The sequence below is a fragment of the Ottowia thiooxydans genome, from assembly GCF_040548795.1.
Taxonomy (GTDB): Bacteria; Pseudomonadota; Gammaproteobacteria; order Burkholderiales; family Burkholderiaceae_C; genus Ottowia; species Ottowia thiooxydans_A.
On the sequence record NZ_JBEPSH010000008.1, the window covers coordinates 373,462 to 393,274 of the forward strand.

At 56.9% G+C, this 19,813-nt stretch carries 17 protein-coding genes; 5 read left to right on the forward strand and 12 right to left on the reverse strand.

Annotation, left to right across the window (positions count from 1 at the left end):
* Window positions 1-285 precede the first annotated feature (285 nt).
* From ABIE13_RS21055 to ABIE13_RS21065, 3 genes are all read left to right on the forward strand, one after another.
* On the forward strand, window positions 286-3,204 hold the full coding sequence (locus ABIE13_RS21055; RefSeq protein ID WP_354447053.1) for a ribonucleoside-diphosphate reductase subunit alpha: 2,919 nt from the start codon (window positions 286-288) through the stop codon (window positions 3,202-3,204).
* Window positions 3,205-3,505: 301 nt separating this feature from the next.
* The gene (locus tag ABIE13_RS21060) at window positions 3,506-4,690 is read left to right on the forward strand and encodes a ribonucleotide-diphosphate reductase subunit beta (protein ID WP_354447055.1); all 1,185 of its coding nucleotides are present in this window, start codon (window positions 3,506-3,508) and stop codon (window positions 4,688-4,690) included.
* A 186-nt stretch (window positions 4,691-4,876) separates the two neighbouring features.
* Complete coding sequence (locus ABIE13_RS21065; RefSeq protein ID WP_354447057.1) at window positions 4,877-5,461, forward strand: histone; 585 nt, start codon at window positions 4,877-4,879, stop codon at window positions 5,459-5,461.
* 108 nt (window positions 5,462-5,569) lie between these two features.
* Here the strand turns inward: ABIE13_RS21065 and ABIE13_RS21070 are convergent, their stop codons facing one another.
* The 7 genes from ABIE13_RS21070 to ABIE13_RS21100 form a co-directional block, all read right to left on the reverse strand.
* Window positions 5,570-6,478, reverse strand: a complete 909-nt coding sequence (locus ABIE13_RS21070; protein ID WP_354447059.1) for a carbohydrate kinase family protein — start codon at window positions 6,476-6,478, stop codon at window positions 5,570-5,572.
* A gap of 38 nt (window positions 6,479-6,516) precedes the next feature.
* Window positions 6,517-7,875, reverse strand: coding sequence for a zinc-ribbon and DUF3426 domain-containing protein (locus ABIE13_RS21075; RefSeq protein ID WP_354447061.1), 1,359 nt, complete (start codon window positions 7,873-7,875; stop codon window positions 6,517-6,519).
* Between the two features lie 116 nt (window positions 7,876-7,991).
* Window positions 7,992-8,894 carry a 50S ribosomal protein L11 methyltransferase gene (gene prmA / locus ABIE13_RS21080; protein ID WP_354447063.1) on the reverse strand — a complete coding sequence of 301 codons (903 nt, stop codon included), beginning with the start codon at window positions 8,892-8,894 and terminating at the stop codon, window positions 7,992-7,994.
* Window positions 8,895-8,903: 9 nt separating this feature from the next.
* Window positions 8,904-10,253 (reverse strand): acetyl-CoA carboxylase biotin carboxylase subunit, encoded by a 1,350-nt coding sequence (gene accC / locus ABIE13_RS21085; protein ID WP_354447065.1) that lies wholly within the window; start codon window positions 10,251-10,253, stop codon window positions 8,904-8,906.
* 13 nt (window positions 10,254-10,266) lie between these two features.
* Entirely contained in the window at window positions 10,267-10,737 is a 471-nt protein-coding gene (accB, locus tag ABIE13_RS21090) for an acetyl-CoA carboxylase biotin carboxyl carrier protein (protein WP_354447067.1), read from the reverse strand.
* 149 nt (window positions 10,738-10,886) lie between these two features.
* Complete coding sequence (locus ABIE13_RS21095; protein WP_354447069.1) at window positions 10,887-11,444, reverse strand: TlpA family protein disulfide reductase; 558 nt, start codon at window positions 11,442-11,444, stop codon at window positions 10,887-10,889.
* Window positions 11,441-12,037 (reverse strand): hypothetical protein, encoded by a 597-nt coding sequence (locus ABIE13_RS21100; protein WP_354447071.1) that lies wholly within the window; start codon window positions 12,035-12,037, stop codon window positions 11,441-11,443. The genes ABIE13_RS21095 and ABIE13_RS21100 overlap by 4 nt, the downstream gene beginning before the upstream one ends.
* A gap of 323 nt (window positions 12,038-12,360) precedes the next feature.
* Between ABIE13_RS21100 and ABIE13_RS21105 the strand changes: the two genes are divergently transcribed.
* Window positions 12,361-13,653, forward strand: a complete 1,293-nt coding sequence (locus ABIE13_RS21105; RefSeq protein WP_354447073.1) for a hypothetical protein — start codon at window positions 12,361-12,363, stop codon at window positions 13,651-13,653.
* A 172-nt stretch (window positions 13,654-13,825) separates the two neighbouring features.
* Complete coding sequence (gene mpl / locus ABIE13_RS21110) at window positions 13,826-15,256, forward strand: UDP-N-acetylmuramate:L-alanyl-gamma-D-glutamyl-meso-diaminopimelate ligase (protein WP_354447075.1); 1,431 nt, start codon at window positions 13,826-13,828, stop codon at window positions 15,254-15,256.
* A 117-nt stretch (window positions 15,257-15,373) separates the two neighbouring features.
* On the opposite strand, the gene ABIE13_RS21115 is transcribed toward mpl, so the two are convergent.
* Genes ABIE13_RS21115 through ABIE13_RS21135 form a run of 5 tightly spaced genes read right to left on the reverse strand, consistent with a single transcriptional unit; the run spans window position 15,374 to window position 19,726 of the window.
* Complete coding sequence (locus tag ABIE13_RS21115; protein ID WP_354447077.1) at window positions 15,374-16,159, reverse strand: fumarylacetoacetate hydrolase family protein; 786 nt, start codon at window positions 16,157-16,159, stop codon at window positions 15,374-15,376.
* A gap of 48 nt (window positions 16,160-16,207) precedes the next feature.
* Window positions 16,208-16,627 carry a hypothetical protein gene (locus ABIE13_RS21120; RefSeq protein WP_354447079.1) on the reverse strand — a complete coding sequence of 140 codons (420 nt, stop codon included), beginning with the start codon at window positions 16,625-16,627 and terminating at the stop codon, window positions 16,208-16,210.
* Between the two features lie 33 nt (window positions 16,628-16,660).
* The gene (locus tag ABIE13_RS21125) at window positions 16,661-17,803 is read right to left on the reverse strand and encodes an alpha-hydroxy acid oxidase (protein WP_354447081.1); all 1,143 of its coding nucleotides are present in this window, start codon (window positions 17,801-17,803) and stop codon (window positions 16,661-16,663) included.
* 2 nt (window positions 17,804-17,805) lie between these two features.
* Complete coding sequence (locus ABIE13_RS21130) at window positions 17,806-18,786, reverse strand: tripartite tricarboxylate transporter substrate binding protein (RefSeq protein WP_354447083.1); 981 nt, start codon at window positions 18,784-18,786, stop codon at window positions 17,806-17,808.
* A gap of 37 nt (window positions 18,787-18,823) precedes the next feature.
* Window positions 18,824-19,726, reverse strand: coding sequence for a TauD/TfdA dioxygenase family protein (locus tag ABIE13_RS21135; protein WP_354447085.1), 903 nt, complete (start codon window positions 19,724-19,726; stop codon window positions 18,824-18,826).
* Window positions 19,727-19,813: the final 87 nt, after the last annotated feature.

Sequence of the window (19,813 nt, forward strand, 5' to 3'; positions counted from 1 at the left end):
AGCGCGCACCTCTTTTCACGGGGCGAAAAGCCGCTGACTGGGCCCGTTGCAATCCAAGCACTTACACCCCAACAGACGGCTGCACAAGCGGAACAAGCGCCCCAGAACGAGAAAAATGCCGGTTTTGAAGAAATAAAATTACACAACCAGTAGTGCCTCTCACTTGAACAAAGCACTACATATAGTGTATCGTCATGGCCTACGCAGAATAAAGCGCCGCCGCCCGATCTGGCAGGCCGCGCACCTCATTTCACCGAGACAACAACAACTTACTGAGAGGACCTCATGCAATCAGCTACGGCCGCTGCGCCCGCCCAAACCACCCGCCCCAAAACCTCATCAGAGCACGCCACCCCTACCCCGGGCGCTGGCAATGCGCTGGCAAGCTACCAGATCATGCGGCGCAATGGCGCCGTCGTTGCTTTTGAGCCGACCAAGATTGCAGTGGCCCTGATGAAGGCATTCCTGGCTGTTCACGGGACCCAGGGCGCCGCCTCCGCAAGCGTGCGCGAAGTGGTCGACGGCTTGACGCAGACCGTGGTGCGCGCCTTGATGCGTTCGCGTCCTGGTGGCGGCACCTTTCATATTGAAGACGTGCAAGACCAGGTCGAATTGGGCCTGATGCGCAGCGGCAACCACGAGGTTGCGCGCGCCTACGTGCTCTACCGGGAGCGCCGAGCCCAGGAGCGCGCTCATCAGAAAGCGGAAGCCATCGTAGAGACCCCTGCACTGCATGTTCTGGACAAAGGCCAGAAACTGGCGCTGGATATGCCGGCCCTCCAGGAGTTGATTGACCTGGCTTGCGCCAACCTGGGAGCCGACGTGAGCGGCGAGCCCATCCTGGCGGAAACCTTGCGCAACCTCTACGACGGCATTCCCGTCGAAGAAGTTTATAAAGCCGCCATCCTGGCCGCGCGCACAATGATCGAGAAAGAGCCGGACTACACCTACGCCACGGCCCGCTTGCTGCTGCACACGATTGCCAAGGAAGTCCTGGGCGAGACCGTCAGCCTGCCAGAACTTGCTTCCCGCTACGCAGAGTACTTCCCTCAATTCATCAAGAAAGGCGTGGAAGGCGGCCTGCTGGATGAACGGCTTCAGCAGTTTGACCTGGCCCGTCTGGGCGCAGCGCTCAAGCCAGAGCGCGACCTGAAGTTCGACTACCTGGGCTTGCAAACCCTGTATGACCGCTACTTCCTGCACCTGCGCAAATCCCGCATTGAAATGCCCCAGGCTTTCTTTATGCGTGTTGCCATGGGCCTTTCTTTGAACGAAGTCGACCGTGAAGCACGTGCGATCGAGTTCTACGAGCTGTTCTCTTCCTTCGATTTCATGAGCAGCACTCCCACGCTGTTCAACAGCGGTACGCTGCGTTCACAACTTTCGTCCTGCTACCTCACCACGGTGCCTGACGATCTGGACGGCATCTACGAGTCCATCAAGGAAAACGCCCTGCTCTCCAAGTTTGCAGGCGGATTGGGCAACGACTGGACGCGCGTACGTGCTCTGGGCAGCCACATCAAAGGCACCAACGGCGAATCACAGGGCGTGGTGCCATTCCTGAAAGTGGTTAACGACACTGCCGTGGCAGTCAACCAGGGCGGCAAACGCAAAGGCGCAGTCTGCACCTACCTGGAAACCTGGCACCTGGACATCGAGGAATTCCTGGAGCTGCGCAAGAACACCGGCGATGACCGCCGCCGCACGCACGACATGAACACAGCCAACTGGATTCCAGACCTGTTCATGCGCCGTGTCATGGAAAAGGGCAACTGGACCCTGTTCTCGCCCTCCGACGTGCCAGACCTGCATGACTTGTTCGGCAGCGATTTTGAGAAAGCTTACGTGGCTTACGAAGATCGCGCCCTGCGTGGCGAGATCAAACCCAGCAAGACCTTGCCCGCGATCGACCTTTGGCGCAAGATGCTCTCCATGCTGTTCGAAACCGGCCATCCATGGATCACATTCAAGGACGCCTGCAACGTTCGCAGCCCTCAGCAACACGCCGGTGTAGTGCACTCGAGCAATCTCTGCACCGAGATCACCCTCAACACCAGCGACACGGAAACGGCCGTCTGCAACCTGGGCTCGATCAACTTGCTGCAGCACTTGAAAGATGGCGGTATTGACCACGCCAAGCTTCAGCGCACGATCAGCACAGCCATGCGCATGCTCGACAACGTGATCGACATCAATTACTACGCCGTCAAGAAAGCACGCGATTCCAACCTGCGCCACCGGCCGGTGGGCCTGGGCATCATGGGCTTTCAGGACGCCCTGTATGAATTGCGCATCGCCTACGGCTCGCCCGAAGCCATCACTTTTGCAGATCGCTCCATGGAAGCCGTCTGCTACGAGGCCTATTGGGCGTCTACCGAATTGGCAGCCGAGCGCGGACGCTACTCCACCTACCGCGGCTCACTCTGGGACAAAGGCATCCTGCCTCTGGACACCCTGGATCTGCTGGCGCAATCGCGCGGCGGCAACTATGTAGAAGTAGACCGCTCCTCCACCCTTGACTGGGATTCGCTGCGTCGCAAGATTGCAAAAGACGGTATGCGCAACTCCAACTGCGTCGCCATTGCACCTACCGCCACCATCTCCAACATCGTCGGCGTCGATGCATCCATCGAGCCTTGCTTTGGCAACCTCTCGGTCAAGAGCAATCTCTCCGGTGAGTTCACCATCATCAATCATTACCTGGTCAGAGACTTGAAGCGCCTGGGCCTGTGGGACGATGTGATGGTGATGGATCTCAAACACTTCGATGGCTCACTCGCGCCCATCGATCGTGTGCCGCAAGACATCAAGGACCTCTACGCCACTGCGTTCGAAGTCGAACCGTCATGGCTGGTGGAAGCCGCATCGCGCCGCCAGAAGTGGATTGACCAGGCGCAAAGTCTGAACATCTACATGGCTGGCGCCTCTGGCAAGAAGCTCGACGAGACCTACAAGCTGGCATGGTTGCGTGGCCTCAAGACCACTTACTACCTGCGCACTTCCAGTGCAACGCACGCAGAAAAATCGACCGTGCAATCGGACCGGCTCAACTCGGTTTCTTCTGGTTCAAGCCAGACTTCTGGAGCACCAGGCAAGCAGGCTTCGGCTCCTGCACTCGCGTCTTCGGAAACGTTGATGGAGTCACCTGCAACTGACGTGAAGTTCTGCGCGATCGATGACCCAGGCTGCGAAGCGTGCCAATGAAATGAAGCCCCCACGCTTCCCCGCTTCGCGTGGTCCGCTGCCCCCCGAGGGGGCCGTCTTTCATCTTGGGACGGCCCGGCGATGAAAGGCCTCCACGCTTGCCCGCGATGCGTGGTCCGCCGCCCCCCGAGGGGGCCGTCTTTCATCTTGGGACGGCCCGGCGATGAAAGGATCAATGGAAGTGGTGATCAGTAAAAGTTCTCGTGGCGATGCCACATAACAACAAATATTTGGCAGCCAACAGCGTGAACACTTTTCAATTCGCGCTGTTGCTCCCATAATTGAAGCATTGGAAATTTCTATGTTGACCTGGGACGAAGAATCAAGGCCTGCTTTGCAACCAGCACTGCAACCTCTCATGCAAACGCCACGCGATACATCAAGCGTCGGCGAGCGCGCTGTCTTCGCTTCTAAATCTGAATCGCTTGCACCATCTACGCCAGATTCAGCAACTGCCCCTGTCAGCGCACGCCGCGTCAACGCAGCAGACAAGCGCATCATCAACGGTCAGACAGACGTCAATCAACTCGTACCGTTCAAGTACAAGTGGGCTTGGGAAAAGTATCTCGCCACGTGCGCCAACCACTGGATGCCGCAAGAGGTCAACATGAACCGCGACATCGCCCTCTGGAAAGATCCCAACGGATTGACAGAAGACGAACGTCGGATCATCAAGCGCAACCTCGGTTTCTTCGTTACCGCTGATTCGCTGGCCGCCAACAACATCGTGCTGGGGACTTATCGCCACATCACGGCGCCTGAATGCCGCCAGTTTCTGCTGCGCCAGGCATTCGAAGAAGCGATCCACACGCACGCCTACCAATACATCGTCGAGTCGCTGGGGCTCGATGAGTCGGAAATTTTCAATGCGTACCACGAGGTAGGTTCGATCCGTGCCAAGGACGAATTCCTGATCCCTTACATCGATGCGATCTCAGATCCGTTGTTTGTGACGGGAACTCCCGAAGCCGATCAGACCTTGCTCAAGAGCATGATTGTCTTCGCATGCCTGATGGAAGGTTTGTTCTTCTACGTCGGGTTCACGCAGATTCTTGCCATGGGCCGGCAAAACAAGATGACCGGCGCCGCCGAGCAGTATCAGTACATCCTTCGTGATGAATCGATGCATTGCAATTTCGGCATTGATCTGATCAACCAGATCAAACTCGAAAATCCCGGCCTGTGGACGCCGGCTTTCAAAGCAGAGATCAAAGGCTTGTTTGAACAAGCTGTTGAACTCGAATACCGCTATGCGGAGGACACCATGCCACGCGGCGTGCTGGGCCTCAACGCCTCCATGTTTAAAGGCTACCTGCGCTATATCGCCAACCGGCGTGCCACGCAGATCGGCCTGGAGCCGCTCTTCCCGAATGAGGAAAACCCATTCCCATGGATGAGCGAGATGATCGATTTGAAGAAAGAGCGTAACTTCTTCGAAACCCGGGTGATCGAGTATCAGTCCGGCGGCGCTCTTTCCTGGGACTGAAAGAAACGACATTAACGTGCGTTTATTTTTTTGCACCACTCCACTCTCGCTCAAAGAAGCGAGTGGGGTGATGCACCCGTGTTCATGGCGCTGGAGTCGCAAGCCCCAGCGCCATGAATCGCTTCGTGCGCTCAACAGGCACGAAGTGTTCCCTGTTGAAAGTTCAACTTGATCAAGGAGAAAAACATGGCAACTGCGAAAAAAGCGGCCGCGAAGAAGGCCCCAGCGAAGAAAGCTGCTGCACCAGCTAAGAAAGCCGCACCGGCTAAGAAAGCTGCTGCTCCAGCGAAGAAAGCCGCACCAGCGAAGAAAGCTGCTGCTCCTGCTAAGAAGGCCGCACCAGCGAAGAAAGCTGCTGCTCCTGCTAAGAAGGCCGCACCAGCGAAGAAAGCTGCTGCTCCTGCTAAGAAGGCTGCACCAGCGAAGAAAGCTGCTGCTCCTGCCAAGAAGGCTGCACCAGCGAAGAAAGCTGCTGCTCCTGCCAAGAAGGCTGCACCAGCGAAGAAAGCTGCTGCTCCTGCTAAGAAGGCCGCACCAGCGAAGAAAGCTGCTCCTGCTAAGAAGGCCGCACCAGCGAAGAAAGCTGCTCCTGCTAAGAAAGCTGCTCCTGCCAAAAAGGCAGCTGCAGTGAAAAAAGCCCCAGCTGCCAAGAAGGCACCGGCCAAAAAAGCAGCCGCGAAGAAAGCGCCTGCTAAAAAGCCTGCCCCTGCGGCACAAACGACGCTGAATCCACAGGCAGCATGGCCATTCCCAATGGCTAGCAAGCCCTGAGGCGTGTGAGCCTTTCGGCCCGCAAGGGTCGATAAATCAAAGCCCGGCATTTGAAAATCTGCCGGGCTTTTTTACGTCAAAATGAACTCAACTCAAGCTTGAGGAAATTCAATCCAGGCCTGAGAGCAACTCAGGCGTCACCACGTAGTTCTGCGGACCTTTCGCAGCAATCTTGAGGGCACCAATGCGATTGCCCAAGGTGGCACACTTGTGCAATGACCACCCTTGCTCCAACCCATGGAGCAGAGCCCCCCTCCAGGCATCTCCACACCCCGTGGGGTCGACCACTGCGCTGGCCTTCACAGCAGGCACCAGAGTTTTTTGGCCCTGTTCCCACAGCTCACAGCCCTCACCACCCAGCGTCACGACAAGCCCGCGTACGCGGCGCGAAAGTTCCGCCAGGTCAACTCCCATGCGATCACACAGCATCTTGCCTTCGTAATCATTGACCGTGACCCAGCTGGCCAGATCAACGAAGTGCGCCAACTCTGCCCCATCGAACATCGGCAAGCCTTGGCCTGGATCGAACACGAAGGGAATGCCCGCCGCGTGAAACTGTTCAGCATGCTGCAGCATGGCGTCGCGACCATCGGGCGAGATAATGCCCAGACGAATATCTTCTCGCGCAGTGATGCGTGTGACATGGGCCTGCATCATGGCGCCGGGGTGAAACGCCGTGATCTGATTGTTGTCCAGGTCCGTCATGATCATGGCCTGCGCGGTGTAGGTGTCGCTCACCTCCTTCACGAAGTCCGTGGAGATGCCGAGTGTGCGCAGGCGCTCCAGATAATCGGCGCCATCGGTTCCCACCGTGCCCATCGGCAGAGGGGTGCCTCCCAATTGGTGCATGGCATAGGCAATATTGCCACCGCAACCACCAAAGTCTCGCCTGAGCGTTGGCACCAGAAACGACACGTTCAGTATGTGCAATTGCTCAGGCAGGATCTGGGTCGCAAAACGGCCCTCGAAGCCCATGATGGTGTCGAAAGCGAGGGAGCCGCAAATGAGGGTAGCCATGAATGGAAAGAAGTCCGTCTATTAAAAAATGGGGTACATCAGGGGTAGAACGCCACCAGGCGATAGCCCACTATGGTCGATGGATCGGGTGAATCCACCGTCAATGCACTTGTGCCACTGAATTCACCATGTGCTGGCAGTGTGCGCGAGCTGGAGAAATCCTGAGCGCGCAATGCCCGCCGCTCGATCACCTGATCTTGGGCATCGGTCAAAGCGATTTGCAACGAAGGCATTGCCACGGGGACGTCGTCCTCATTGCGCAGAGTAAAACCAAGTTGGAATACATTGGCCGCCCCCCTTTGAAAACTCGATCCGTCAATCACGATGGCATTGAGATTCCGGTATGGCTCAATGGTGCACCCGACAGGCACGCAGATCTGTCCCAGCAAGGGTGCAAGCCTGGGCTCGCGCGCTGCCAGCCAGTCGCGTTGATCAATAGTCCAAGAAAGACCCAGCCCCACCGCTGCCAACGCCACGGCCAGCCAGACAAACGCACGAACACCCCGAGAACGCCAGAAGGCTTTGCGTCTGGCGTCACGCACAAACGACGGGACCTCCTGCGCAGCTAGCGCATTTTGCTCATCCTCCTCCGGCGCCGGTTCGGAAGCGGATGGCCAGATTGAATCTGCGTAAGAGGCGTTGGCAACTTCATCAGCCAGTACAGATTCTTGGGCCAGTGATTGTTCCCGGGCGGAGATATTCTCAGAGGACGCCGGAGGCGCTTCTTCCGGCTGCACCAACGATTCAGCCCTGTCAGGACGCAGCAACAAGGCATCGGCTCTGGGCAGAGTTGGTTCCAAGCTTTGATAGCCAGGGCTTTTGCTCCGCAGTCCACTCTCGCCCTCGCCCTCCGGGCGAAAATTCATGGAATAAGATTGAGCCGAGATGAAGTCGTCCGCGAGCGCATCCAGCTCGGCATCGGACGGCTCCAAAAGAGATGACTCCTGTGTTGGAAACTCTGGGCCTGGGGATTTCGGAATGGCGGATTCTGATAGGGCCGGCCCGGAAGTGACAGACTCTGAAACCAGTGGGTCCTGGATCAATGGCTCTTGGCGAATTTCATCAGGAGCCGACGCACTTGACAGCTCTGATTCTGTCTCATGATCAGAATCGTCCACGTGGGCACGCTCATCGACGTGAGCCTGGCTGTCCGTTGATGAGGGATCGAATTCGGAAGACTCATGCACCAGGTCTTCGGACGTTGCCAGGAGAGTCGGTGCCGAGAGCGAGGCCAATGGCGCCAACTCTTTGCTTTGCGCAGCGGGCAGCATACCCGCTGCCGCGTCGAACACGTCGCCACATACCCCGCACCGAACCCAGCCGGCAGAAATGCGCAGCTGATCAGGAACGACCTTGAACATGGTCGCACAAGCGGGGCAACGCGTGATCAGGCTCATGGTGTGGAACGGATTCTAAGCGCCCCGGGGAGCGAGCCCGTCTAAACCATGAATGCGCTGGAAAAACGCATTCAAGATCTCTACGCGCTTGGGTTGGATCGAGACACAGGCCACCCTCAGCGAGAGGACGCACCTGACTTTTTCTTGCCTACCAGCAGCACCCAGCCTTCTTGCGTGTCCGCCACTTGCAGGTCAATGAATGGCTCATAGGTAGCCTGGAGTTCGGCCGTCTGACGCTCGAGCACGCCCGCCAGGACCAGAGAACCGCCGTCGGCGACATGGCTGCAGAGCAATGGTGCGAGCACCTTCAGCGGCGTGGCCAGAATATTGGCCAGCACCACCCCATACTCGCCTTGCGCCTTATCTGGCAGACCTGCCGCCAATGTGACCCCATTGGCCTCTGCGTTGAGAGCGGTAGATGTCACCGCAGCCTCATCTATATCCACTGCGTCGATCTTGTCCGCGCCGTGCAGTGCGGCACCGATGGCCAGGATGCCTGAACCGCAGCCGTAATCGAGAACGCGCTCGCCGGCCATGGAATGACGCGCAACCCAGCGCAAGCACATGCGAGTGGTGGGGTGCGTCCCGGTACCAAAGGCCAGACCCGGATCCAGCCGGATCACGCGCTGCGCCCCTGCTGGAGGCTCATGCCATGTGGGCACGATCCAGAACTCTGGGGTGATCTCCACCGGAGCAAACTGAGATTGCGTCAGTCTCACCCAATCTTCGTCTGGTACGGCGCTCACGGACTCAATCAGGCAGCCTTCAAAAAAATCCTGAGCGACCAGCAACGTGGCGGCTTCCTGCGCAGCGCCTTCGGAACCGAACAGCGCCACCACGCAAGAACGCTCCCAGCTGCTTGCAGGAGGGGGCATGCCAGGCTCGCCAAACAAGGCTTGCTCAGCATCGGTATCCGCGTCGGCGTCCTCTACCGAAATGCTCAATGCATCCAGCGCGTCCAGCGCGTCGCAGATGGCTTCGACCCGCTCCTCGGGGCAGATCAGTCGCAATTCGAACATATCGGTTCTTCAGCGTTTATGGTCACTTAGCCACTTCTCGAGGTAGTGGATATTGGTACCACCTGCAATGAAGTTGGCGTCTACCATCAATTCGCGATGCAGCGGAACGTTGCTGCTGATGCCCTCAATCGCGGTTTCCGCAAGCGCGGTTTGCATCCGCGCAATGGCTTGCTCACGCGTATCACCATGAACGATGATCTTGCCAATCATCGAATCGTAGTTGGGAGGTACAAAGTAGTTGTTGTAGACGTGCGTGTCCACCCGCACGCCGGGGCCACCTGGCATGTGCCATGTGGTCACGCGGCCAGGAGATGGTGTGAATTTGAAAGGGTCTTCAGCATTCACACGGCACTCTATGGCGTGGCCTCTGATCTGAATCTGGCGCTGAGTGAAGGGCAGCTTCTCCCCTGCAGCCACCGTGATCTGAGTGCGGACGATGTCCACCCCAGTCACCCATTCAGTCACCGGGTGCTCCACCTGAACACGCGTGTTCATCTCGATGAAATAGAACTCGCCGTTCTCGTACAGGAACTCGAACGTGCCCGCGCCACGGTAGCCAATCTTCTTGCAGGCGGCCACGCAGCGCTCACCAATACGCTCGATAAGTCGGCGGGGAATGCCCGGTGCCGGAGCCTCTTCGATGACCTTCTGATGGCGGCGTTGCATGGAGCAATCCCGCTCGCCCAGGTAAACCGCATTGCGATGCTTGTCTGCAATGACCTGGATCTCGATGTGGCGAGGATTCTGGAGATACTTCTCCATATAAACCGCCGGATTTCCAAATGCCGCTCCGGCTTCTGCCTTGGTCATTTGGACGGCGGCCAGGAGAGCAGCCTCAGTGTGCACGACCCGCATGCCACGCCCGCCACCGCCGCCTGCGGCCTTGATGATGACCGGGTAGCCTACGGACTTGGCGATGCGCTTGAGTGTGGGCGCGTCTTCGGGCAGCTCACCCTCAGAGCCAGGTACGCATGGCACCCCTGCCTTGATCATGGCTTGCTTGGCCGACACCTTGTCGCCCATGACGCGGATGGACTCTGGTGTAGGGCCTATGAATTGAAACCCGCTTTGCTCCACACGCTCAGCGAAGTCGGCGTTCTCACTCAAAAAGCCGTAGCCGGGGTGGATGGCTTCAGAGTCGGTGACTTCAGCGGCCGAAATGATGGCCGGCATGTTCAGGTAGCTCTGGCTTGAAGGCGCCGGTCCGATACACACCGCCTCATCAGCCAGACGAACATATTTTGCGTCGCGGTCGGCCTCGGAATAGACCATGACCGCCTTGATGCCCAGTTCGCGGCAGGCGCGCTGCACCCGCAGAGCTATTTCGCCGCGATTGGCGACCAGTATCTTCTTGAACATCCGAGCTCCCGGATTACTCGATCACGAACAGCGGCTGTCCGTACTCAACCGCTTGTCCATTCTCACCCAGGATCTTCTTGATCGTGCCGGACTTGTCGGCTTCGATCTCATTGAGGATCTTCATGGCCTCGACGATGCAGACCGTGTCGCCCTCCTTGACCTGGGAGCCGACTTCAACAAAAGGCTTGGCGCCTGGGCTGGCAGAGCGATAAAAAGTACCCACCATAGGCGACTTGACGACAAAACCAGCCTCAGGCGCGTCGCTCGAAGCTTCCGCCTCTTTCAAAGGAGCAGCAGCCGGGGCGGCCGATGTGGGCACAGCCTCCGGTGCTTGTACTGGGGCGGGGCCGTACACCACAGCCTGAGCCTGAGAAGGCATTCCCTTGACGATACGAACCTTACCTTCGGCCTCGGTGATCTCCAGTTCGGACACGTTGGATTCCGACACGAGGTCGATCAGAGTCTTGAGTTTGCGCAAATCCATGAAATGTAGGCTTCCAGATGAAACACCGCGAATTTACATCAAAAAGCTTGCAATTACGTCGAATTCACAATATTTTCGCCGACACACCTCTTTGGTGCATCGGCAAAACGCTTTTAAAAAACGTGTTCAGCTGCTAACTTCGGCTTGAATTAGACCTTCTTTAGCCAAGCCTTTAAGTCTGGCTCATGGACCTGCCCTATCTTTCGCTGAACGACACGGCCCTCTGCACCAAATACGACGGTGAAGGGCAGCCCCCCAGCTTCATTACCGAGAGATCTGGCCAGGTCCGTGCCTTCCATGCCGGCCATGCCCACCGGAAAATCAAGTGGCCGTTGCGTGAGAAACCGCTTCACCGGCTCCACCTTGTCCACTGCAAGCCCAACCATCTGCCAGCCGTTGGCCTTGTTTTCGTTATAGAAGCGGTTCAATAGCGGCAATTCCTCCACACAAGGTGGACACCACGTCGCCCAGAAGTTGACCAGAAGAGGCTTGCCTTTGAATTGTGCCAGCAACAGGGGCGCGGCACCCTCCAGATGGGAGGGAAAGCTCAATTCCCAGAAATTATCAGGCGTTTGTTCATGCGGTTGGAAACGTTGCCAAGCCAAGCCTGCCCCGGCCACAGCCGCACCTACGCCCACGGCTCCAGCCAGCAACCAGCGCCTGCGATCGTTGGCAGGCGCCGCTTCATTGGGAGTCGGATCACTCATGCATCAGTCTCCTGGAGGAGTTTGTTCACAGCGCCTATATTGCCGCGCGGTGCACGGGAAGCAGAGCCGCGAGGCAGCAAGGCCCCGCGAAGATCATCGTGGTCATAAATCATGAGGTGGATTCCGATCGTTTCGCCCAGTTCAGGGCAAAGACTTGAAAAGCTCAGCGCTTCCACGGACTGGCCATTGAAGCCACGCACGGTGCGCGGCTCGTAAGCAATACCATGGTCAATGAGGGAAATTTCAGCCGACTTGGGATCATCGCAGAATAACTGCAGATGAATGTCAGACAGCCGAGTGGCCGTTCCGTTCCATACCGCGCCCGCCAGATAGGGGCGAAATTCGGCGAGACGGTCCATCCAGACCAAGGCGAGCCGGCGCAATGCGGCCAGTTCCGCTGGCTGGGTCTCACCGCAAAACAACTCCAGGTACGCGCGAACCTCGGCTTCCAGCGTGTCGTTATCGGGCAGGGGCGCACGAGCTGGCGCCCCCAGCAATTTCACCGCCCGGCGTTTGGCTGCGCCATAGTCCAGTCCATCTTCGACCACCAGGCGAGCCGCCGCTGCGGCAATCTCTTGTGTCAGGGATTCCATTCGCCCATTTTGCCTGCGCAAAGGTTCCCCGGCGGACGCAGGGCCATCCAGGGGAGCGTTAACACGCCCTAGACAAGTTGAATGCTCCGTGCCGCCCACTATGGGAAGGTGCCCTCACGCCGGAGACTCGACGAACCTCAAAGACGCGCCGCAATGCGTGAACCACCGCAGCCGACCCCATAGTGAATACTTAAGAATTTATTTTTATTCAAGATGGATGTTCGTCCCACTGATCTTGGAACCGTTCTCTACCCACTGGTTACTTACAGTACTGATAGGTGACAGATGGTCTGCGCCTTTAATAACTTCATCATGGTCTTCAAATGAGCGGCGCAATTTCTCAACACTCCTTTTCCATAGCGAACCTAAGCCGTCAGGAACTCGCAAGCGTGCGCGCGGCGGCCGACAACGGAAATAGCAAAATGGGGCTGTTTGAGCGTATTTGCGATTGCATTTCTGACTGGGTTTTCAATACTGATCGCGCGGAATGCAAGCAGTGCTTACTCACCTTTAGCCATCAGGACTCTACGCACGTGGAGCGACTGGAAGCATTCAGACGCCTGGAATCGCTGGCCGGTTCGGGATACAAAGACAGGTTCAGCGTTGATTTCAGCAATGCAGAATTTATAAAACTGTCCATCGATGTTGGGCTACCAGAGTGCGAGCACTTTTGCTCGGGAACCAGCAAAAATTGTTTCGTAGGAGAACATCTGTCGAAGTGGGGTCCTTCACTTGACTGGAAAACATTGGCGTCACAACTCGATAGTCTGGACGCCCCAGAAACCACCATCGAAGAAAAGTATGCATTCTTCGACAACCTCCGCTCAGCAGTTGACGACGATTATCTAGAAGCCTTCAAAGAAGAATTTGTTTTTGAAGGTAAAAAATACGTATTTTCAATAGATATAGAGCTTGAACCTCTGAATGATTTCATCTATTACGAAGACACCTACAAACGGATAGACATCAAATCCTGCGAGAACTTTGAAAATGGCATATTAAGCATTGCGGAGAGCCCTCTTCTGCCTGGTTCGCAAAAACAATTCGAGAAGGATATAAACCGAGACCTCTTTACGATCAACGGCGTAGAGTTCAAGCCAAGTAAAAGCGAGCTAGAGGATCCCAGCAAGTCAGTAGCACGCATTTCTAAGGAATTAGCCGCAGAGGGGCTCACTGAAACTGAAATTGCGATGGTCAAGAAATTTTGCCATCAAACCACCAGCCGCGAATTTAAGCGGCTAGCCCTTGACGGATATGACATTCAATTTCCGCAGAGCGGTCGTCCCACGGAATACATCATCACCAAAGTGAACGGCGTTTTTTCTATAGAACTGACCGCAAGCCATGCCCCATTGATGACCAAGACCTTGGACGAGGCTTCCGACATGGTCGGCGCTTATCGTGAGTTCGCTCCACTAAACTCCATAGCAGAAAAAGAAAAGAAAGCCAACACAGAGGACCCATCCTATAAAGGGTGGAAAAACATTGAATCAGATCGAAAAATCACCTGGTCGGAAGACACTCAATATAAAATCAGGCTGGAGTTCTTAAACCCAGAATCAAGGCCAAAAATCGAGATAGAAGCGAACTTCCTACAGTTTGCACATCCTCGATAGCTTTCTCGAGTTCGCCAAGCCAGTGAGTCAGGTGCTGATCACGCTGAAAGACTGACGACCGCAACCAATCAACTGAAAGAGGTGGTTACGGACAGCGCGCCCCTGACACCGATGCGAATGACGTCCTCCGCGTAAGCCGCGATCATCTACCCTGGCCTCGTAGAATCGCCGCATGCATATTCATATCCTGGGCATTTGCGGCACTTTCATGGGCGGCGTCGCCGCACTGGCGCGAGAGGCCGGGCACACCGTGACGGGTTGCGACGCTGGCGTCTACCCACCCATGAGCGATCAGCTCCGCGCACTGGGTATCGAGCTGATCGAGGGCTTTGGTGCAGACCAGCTCGCGCTCAAGCCAGACGTGTTCGTGATCGGTAACGTCGTCAGCCGCGCACGTCTGCCCGATGGAACGCCCAAGTTTCCGTTAATGGAAGCGATCCTGGACGCCGGCGCCCCCTACATCAGCGGCCCGCAGTGGCTGCTGGAGAATGTACTTCAAGGCCGCCACGTGCTCGCCGTGGCCGGCACGCACGGCAAAACCACCACCACATCCATGCTGGCCTGGATTCTGGAAAGTGCGGGCCTGCAGCCGGGATTCCTGGTGGGCGGGGTGCCGCTCAACTTTGGCATTTCCGCCCGGCTTGGCGGCCCGGCTCCCAAAGGCTCGGAGCGACCGCTCTTTGTGATTGAAGCAGACGAATATGACACCGCTTTCTTCGACAAGCGCAGCAAGTTCGTCCACTATCGCCCACGGACCGCAGTACTCAACAATCTCGAATTCGACCACGCCGATATCTTCGATGACCTTCCTGCCATCGAGCGGCAATTCCACCATTTGATTCGCACGGTGCCTCCTGGCGGGCGCGTCGTGTTCAATGGCCTGGAGGAAAGCCTTACGCGGGTGTTGTCACAAGGCTGCTGGAGTGAGCAGCGCAGCTTCGGCAGCGCCGTGAGCGATTTCATGGCCGAGGGCGAGCCCTCCAACTTCGAAGTCCTGCAGCACGGCCAATCCGTAGGCCGCGTCGAATGGGCCCTGTCGGGCACGCACAACCAACTCAATGCCCTGGCAGCCATAGCGGCGGCGGAGCATGTGGGTGTCAATCCCCGGGATGCTGCACAAGCGTTGGGCCGTTTCCAGAACGTGCGCAGGCGCATGGAAGTGCGTGGGAGCGTGCAACGCGAAGGCGGTGTCATTACGGTCTATGACGACTTCGCCCATCACCCTACCGCCATCCGCACGACCGTGGACGGCCTGCGCCGCCAACTCGATGCCAGCGGCAGAGCAAGCGATCGCATTCTGGCCATTTTCGAGCCCCGAAGCAACACCATGAAGCTGGGCACCATGAAGAACCAACTACCGTGGTCGCTGGAAAAGGCCGACTTGGCGTTTTGCCATACGGGAGGTCTCGATTGGGATGCCCGCAGCGCCCTATCCCCCATGGGCAATAGAGCGCAAGTCTCGAACTCCATCGAAGATATCGTGCACCAGGTCACTCAGTTGGCACAACCCGGCGATCACCTGCTTTGCATGAGCAATGGGGGTTTCAGCGGTGTGCACGCACGGCTCCTGGACGCTTTAGGCCAACCGCAGGCTCCACGCTGACTCACGCCCTTTGGCCATTGAAGGGCGGCAGGTGACTCAGCGCCCGAGGCCACTGGCACGTCCGGTGTGCCATGGGCAGCCTCCCCTTGAATCACTCCGATTCACGACAGGAAACCCTCAAGCGCCGGCGCGCAGAAAGCGATTTCGAAGCGTCCCCAGGCCTGAAATCTCGACCTCTACGACGTCACCGTGCCGAATGTTGGGAGACGAGCCATCGGTGCCCATCCAGATCACATCGCCGGGGTACAACGTGAGGTACTGCGACATGCGGCTGATGAAGTGAGCAACCCCAAAAATCATAGCCGCGGTATCGAACGAGTATGAAACCTGGCCGTTCAGACGAATCTCTGTACGCGCATTGCTGATGTCAAATTCGGTTTCAATCCAGGGCCCCATGGGCTTGAAGGTATCCGTGTTCTTGCTTCGCCAGAAGGTTCTGTCTAATTTCTGCCAATCCCGCTCGCTGACATCATTTCCGATGGTGTAGCCGAATACGCAAGCCAGGGCTTGCTCTTCGGTGACGTTCTTGGCTTTGCGCCCCAACACAACGACCAGTTCACCCTCATAGTGAATCCGCTCTCCTGCATCTGCCGGAATGATGACATCTTCATCGTGGGCCAGGAGGGCATTGTTCGCACGGTAGCCGATGTCGGCTTTCACTGGCAGTACAGGCTCGATTCCATGACGCTCGGCGACTTCCTTCACGTGCTGCGCATAGTTCATGCCCGCGGCATAAAAAGTTCGAGGAATCACCGGCACCTCAAGCTTCACATCCTTCAATTGCAGCTGGTTCGCCGTGACGTCGTATCCGTGGAAGGGATCTCCCACGACCGGCTGAACGGTAGAGCCCGTCAAGATGCCATAAGAAGTGGTTTCGCCACTGGAATATCTAATCCATTTCACAAGAAGATCCTCTTTTGCTTGAAAACAAACCGATGCCCAACAGACGTTTCAGGTGGCCAGATTCATCGCGACAACGGACGACAGTTCCATGATGGACCAGCCCGTATCTGAGTGGCGCATGTCTGCTTTGATCGCCGAAATTTTGCTTGCATGGGTAGGTTTTGCAGGCAGTCCAGGCTCGCTGGGTACTTGAAGGTACACGGTCTGGTATGCGAACGCGGTGCATGTGCTGTTCGAGCGCGCATCCCAGAACGCATTGGTGATGATGTGCCGGACTTTCTTGGATTCAGGCCGGCTCTGAAGCGCTTGAAGAATTTGTTCGTGCCCTCTCAAGATCTTTCCCTGGCGATGCCATATCGAATCGATGTCCATCAGCTCAAGCATCTCAGTGTATTTGCGTTCATCCAGGCAGAAGTAAAAGCGGCTGAGACGCTGCGAGGGGGAGTCATTGAGCGCGTGATCGTTCATGAAACAACTTTCAAGAGTGTGAGACAGCACGATCTACGCCAGACAGTGCTTGTCCAGATCGGAAATGAGAGGTCTGCCGATCAGTCCCATGACGCGAACCAGCTCTTCATGCAGAAGCGAAAGTACGTGGCCTGCACCGCGCTCACCCGAGACGGCAAGGCCATACAAAGTCGATCTTCCAACCAGCACCGCATCGGCGCCCAATGCCAGCGCCTTCACGATATCGCTGCCTCGCTGGATGCCGCCGTCTAGCAGCAGAGGCACCCGCTTGTGAACCGTTTGTGCGATACCTGCAAGTGCATCCAAAGGCGCAATGGAGCTATCCAACATTCGCCCTCCATGGTTGGAGATCACGATGCCGTCTGCGCCACATTCGATGGCGCGAGCCGCATCGCCTTGATCCAGAATGCCTTTCACGATCAAGGTCCGTGGCCAGACCCTGCGCAGCTCACGCAAATCCTCCCAGGTGAGCGAATCTGTCTTCTTCATGGCCTTACCCATCGGGCGAGCCACCACGCTCCTGCGCATTTCTGGCGGATAGTTTTCGTACTGGGGCAAGCCCGTGGTGAGGGCATACCGTGCCAGAACCTTCAGCATCCAGCGCGGACTGCTCATCACATCCACGATATTTCGCGCCGAAAAGCGAAAGGGAATGGTGAATCCGTTGCGTACGTTGTATTCGCGGTTGGAACCCACGGCGGTGTCCACCGTCACAACAAGTGCCTCGTAGCCAGCGGCTTCAGCGCGCGACACCAACCCATAGGAAGCACTGCGATCTGGCCACATGTAAAGCTGGAACCAGAGTGAACCACCAGCCTCCCTGGCCACTCTCTCCATGGAGGTCAGGGAGCCTGTGGCGACTGTAAAAGGAATTCCTGCGGCCGCAGCAGCTTTAGCCAAGGCGATTTCACCGTCGTGCCACATCAAACCCGCCGCGCCCGTGGGCGCGATGGCCAAGGGCATTTTCAAGGACTTGCCGAAAAGCGAGGTCGCCGCACTTCTTTGCGACACATCCACCAAAGTGCGCGGAACCAACTTGATGGCCTCGAAGGCGCGCCTATTGTTGCCCAAGGCGACTTCATCTTCTGTTCCACGATCGACAAACTCGAACAGTCCATGAGGCAGAAGCTTGCGAGCCTGCTCCCTGTAGTCTGCAGTATTCAGCAGGTCTGCCATAGTTAGTCGACAGTCACCGTCTGCAGCAGCTTCGCGTAAGAAGCGCGCTCCTGCTGCAGATGGTTTCTCAGCTCTGCGGGCGTACTGACTGTGAGCTCCATGCCTTGATCACGAAGCCGCTTAGTCATGTTTTCGTCCTTGCCGATCCGAGCCAGTTCTTTTTGCAGTCGCGCCAACGCGGGCGCAGAGGTTTTGGCTGGCGCAAATAGCGCTTGCCAGGGCTGCACGTTGTAGCCCGGCACGCCACCTTCTGCCACTGTAGGTACATTGGGGGTAGCAAATGAACGATTCTTACCGGTCGTGGCGATGAGCAGGACTTTCTGATCCTTGGTCAGCTCGGACATGCCCACCATGGAGGTGAACATCAGATCCACCCGACCACCGACCATGTCCTGAAGCGCAGGGCCTGCACCTTTGTAAGGGACGTGAACCATTTTGATTCCAGCAGCCTGCTGAAAGGCTTCACCCGCCAAGTGCTGAGCGGAGCCGTTCCCTGATGAAGCAAAGTTCAGTTTGCCGGGATTTGCCTTGCCGTATGCAATCAACTCCGCAATGGTGTTTACATTCAGTCCAGGGCGAACGAAAACTCCCAAGGCCTGGGTCGTTACGAGTCCAACGGGTTCGAAATCTTTGACGGGATCCCACTGAGATGGTTTTTGAATCAAGGAACTGATCACAAAGGCATTGGTTCCAAAAAGCAGGGTGTAGCCGTCCGGCATTGCCCGCTTGACTCCCAACGTGCCCACGGCCGTGCCCCCACCCGCTTTGTTGTCGACAATGACGCTCTGCCCCAACGACGAGGTCATCTCCTGTGCAAGTGCGCGGGCAACGATATCTGTCGCGCCACCTGGCGCATAGGCCACCACCATGGTCACAGGACGTGCCGGATAAACGGGATCGGCAGCGCGCGCAAGCAGTGGCACGCTGGCAAGCAAAGCCAAGCCGGCGGCAGCAAGGCGTCTTGAAGATGGGGAAACTCGCATGTTTGGCTCCTGATTTTTAATGACTGGATCGCTCGACTCAAGTCAGTGCTTGGACCGGAATCCCGGTACCAGCGCTGCTGTAAAACTCGGTTGCCATGACCTGGCAGCGTTTGATGTGTCGGGGCTCTTGCAGGCCATAGTCCGCAACAGCGTTGTGCGTGGTGCCAATGTTGTCCCACATCAGCACAGATCTCGGGCTCCAATGAAATTCGAACAGGAACTCATCTCTTTCTTGAAACTCGAAGAGCCAATCCATCAACTCTTCTGCTTCCTTTTGGGGTAGCCCTTCAATCCCGGTGAGATAGCCAGGGTTCGCATACAGCACTTCGCGGCCGGTAATGGGATGTGGAAAGATCAAGGGCTGGCTCACGGGAGGGCGAGCTCTTCGTTCGGCTTCACTTAGAGCTGGCCTTGAGCTGCCTTTCTCTCGCCGCATCATGTCCCAGAATTTTTCAAAATCATGGATGCCGCGCCGGCCATTCAAGCGCGCTTTTATCTCGGGTGGCAACGCTTCACAGACCGCATGCATGTTCCGAAATTGTGTAGCGCCCAGTGGACGACCATCGCGGAACGGAATGGTCAATGCATAGAGCACATTCGAGAAAGCGATCATCGGCATGTACGACATGTCGGTATGCCAGGATTGCCCTGCGTCAGACAGCCCTAAAGGTTGCCCATCTCGGACAATGTTGGAGAGGTTCATGATTTCAGGGAAACCTGGCTCCTGGGCACGGCCACCGGGTGAGATGAACAATTCTCCAAATTGAGCGCTGAAATCACGCAACGCCTGAGGAGAGAGGGTCTGCTCCGGAAACTCCAGTACGCCATAGTGCCCCAGCGCACTCATGACTTCACTTCGATCCTGCTCGCTCAGAGGGACGCTGATGTCCAGGTCTTCAACCCTCGCGCCCAAAATTTTGCCTGTTGGCTTGAGTTTCATGTTTCCCCTCCAGAAAGAGATCGTCACCTAATCGTCACTTAAAAGTGGCATGGAGGAGTGTCCTTAGTTCTCCAAGGACCCACAATA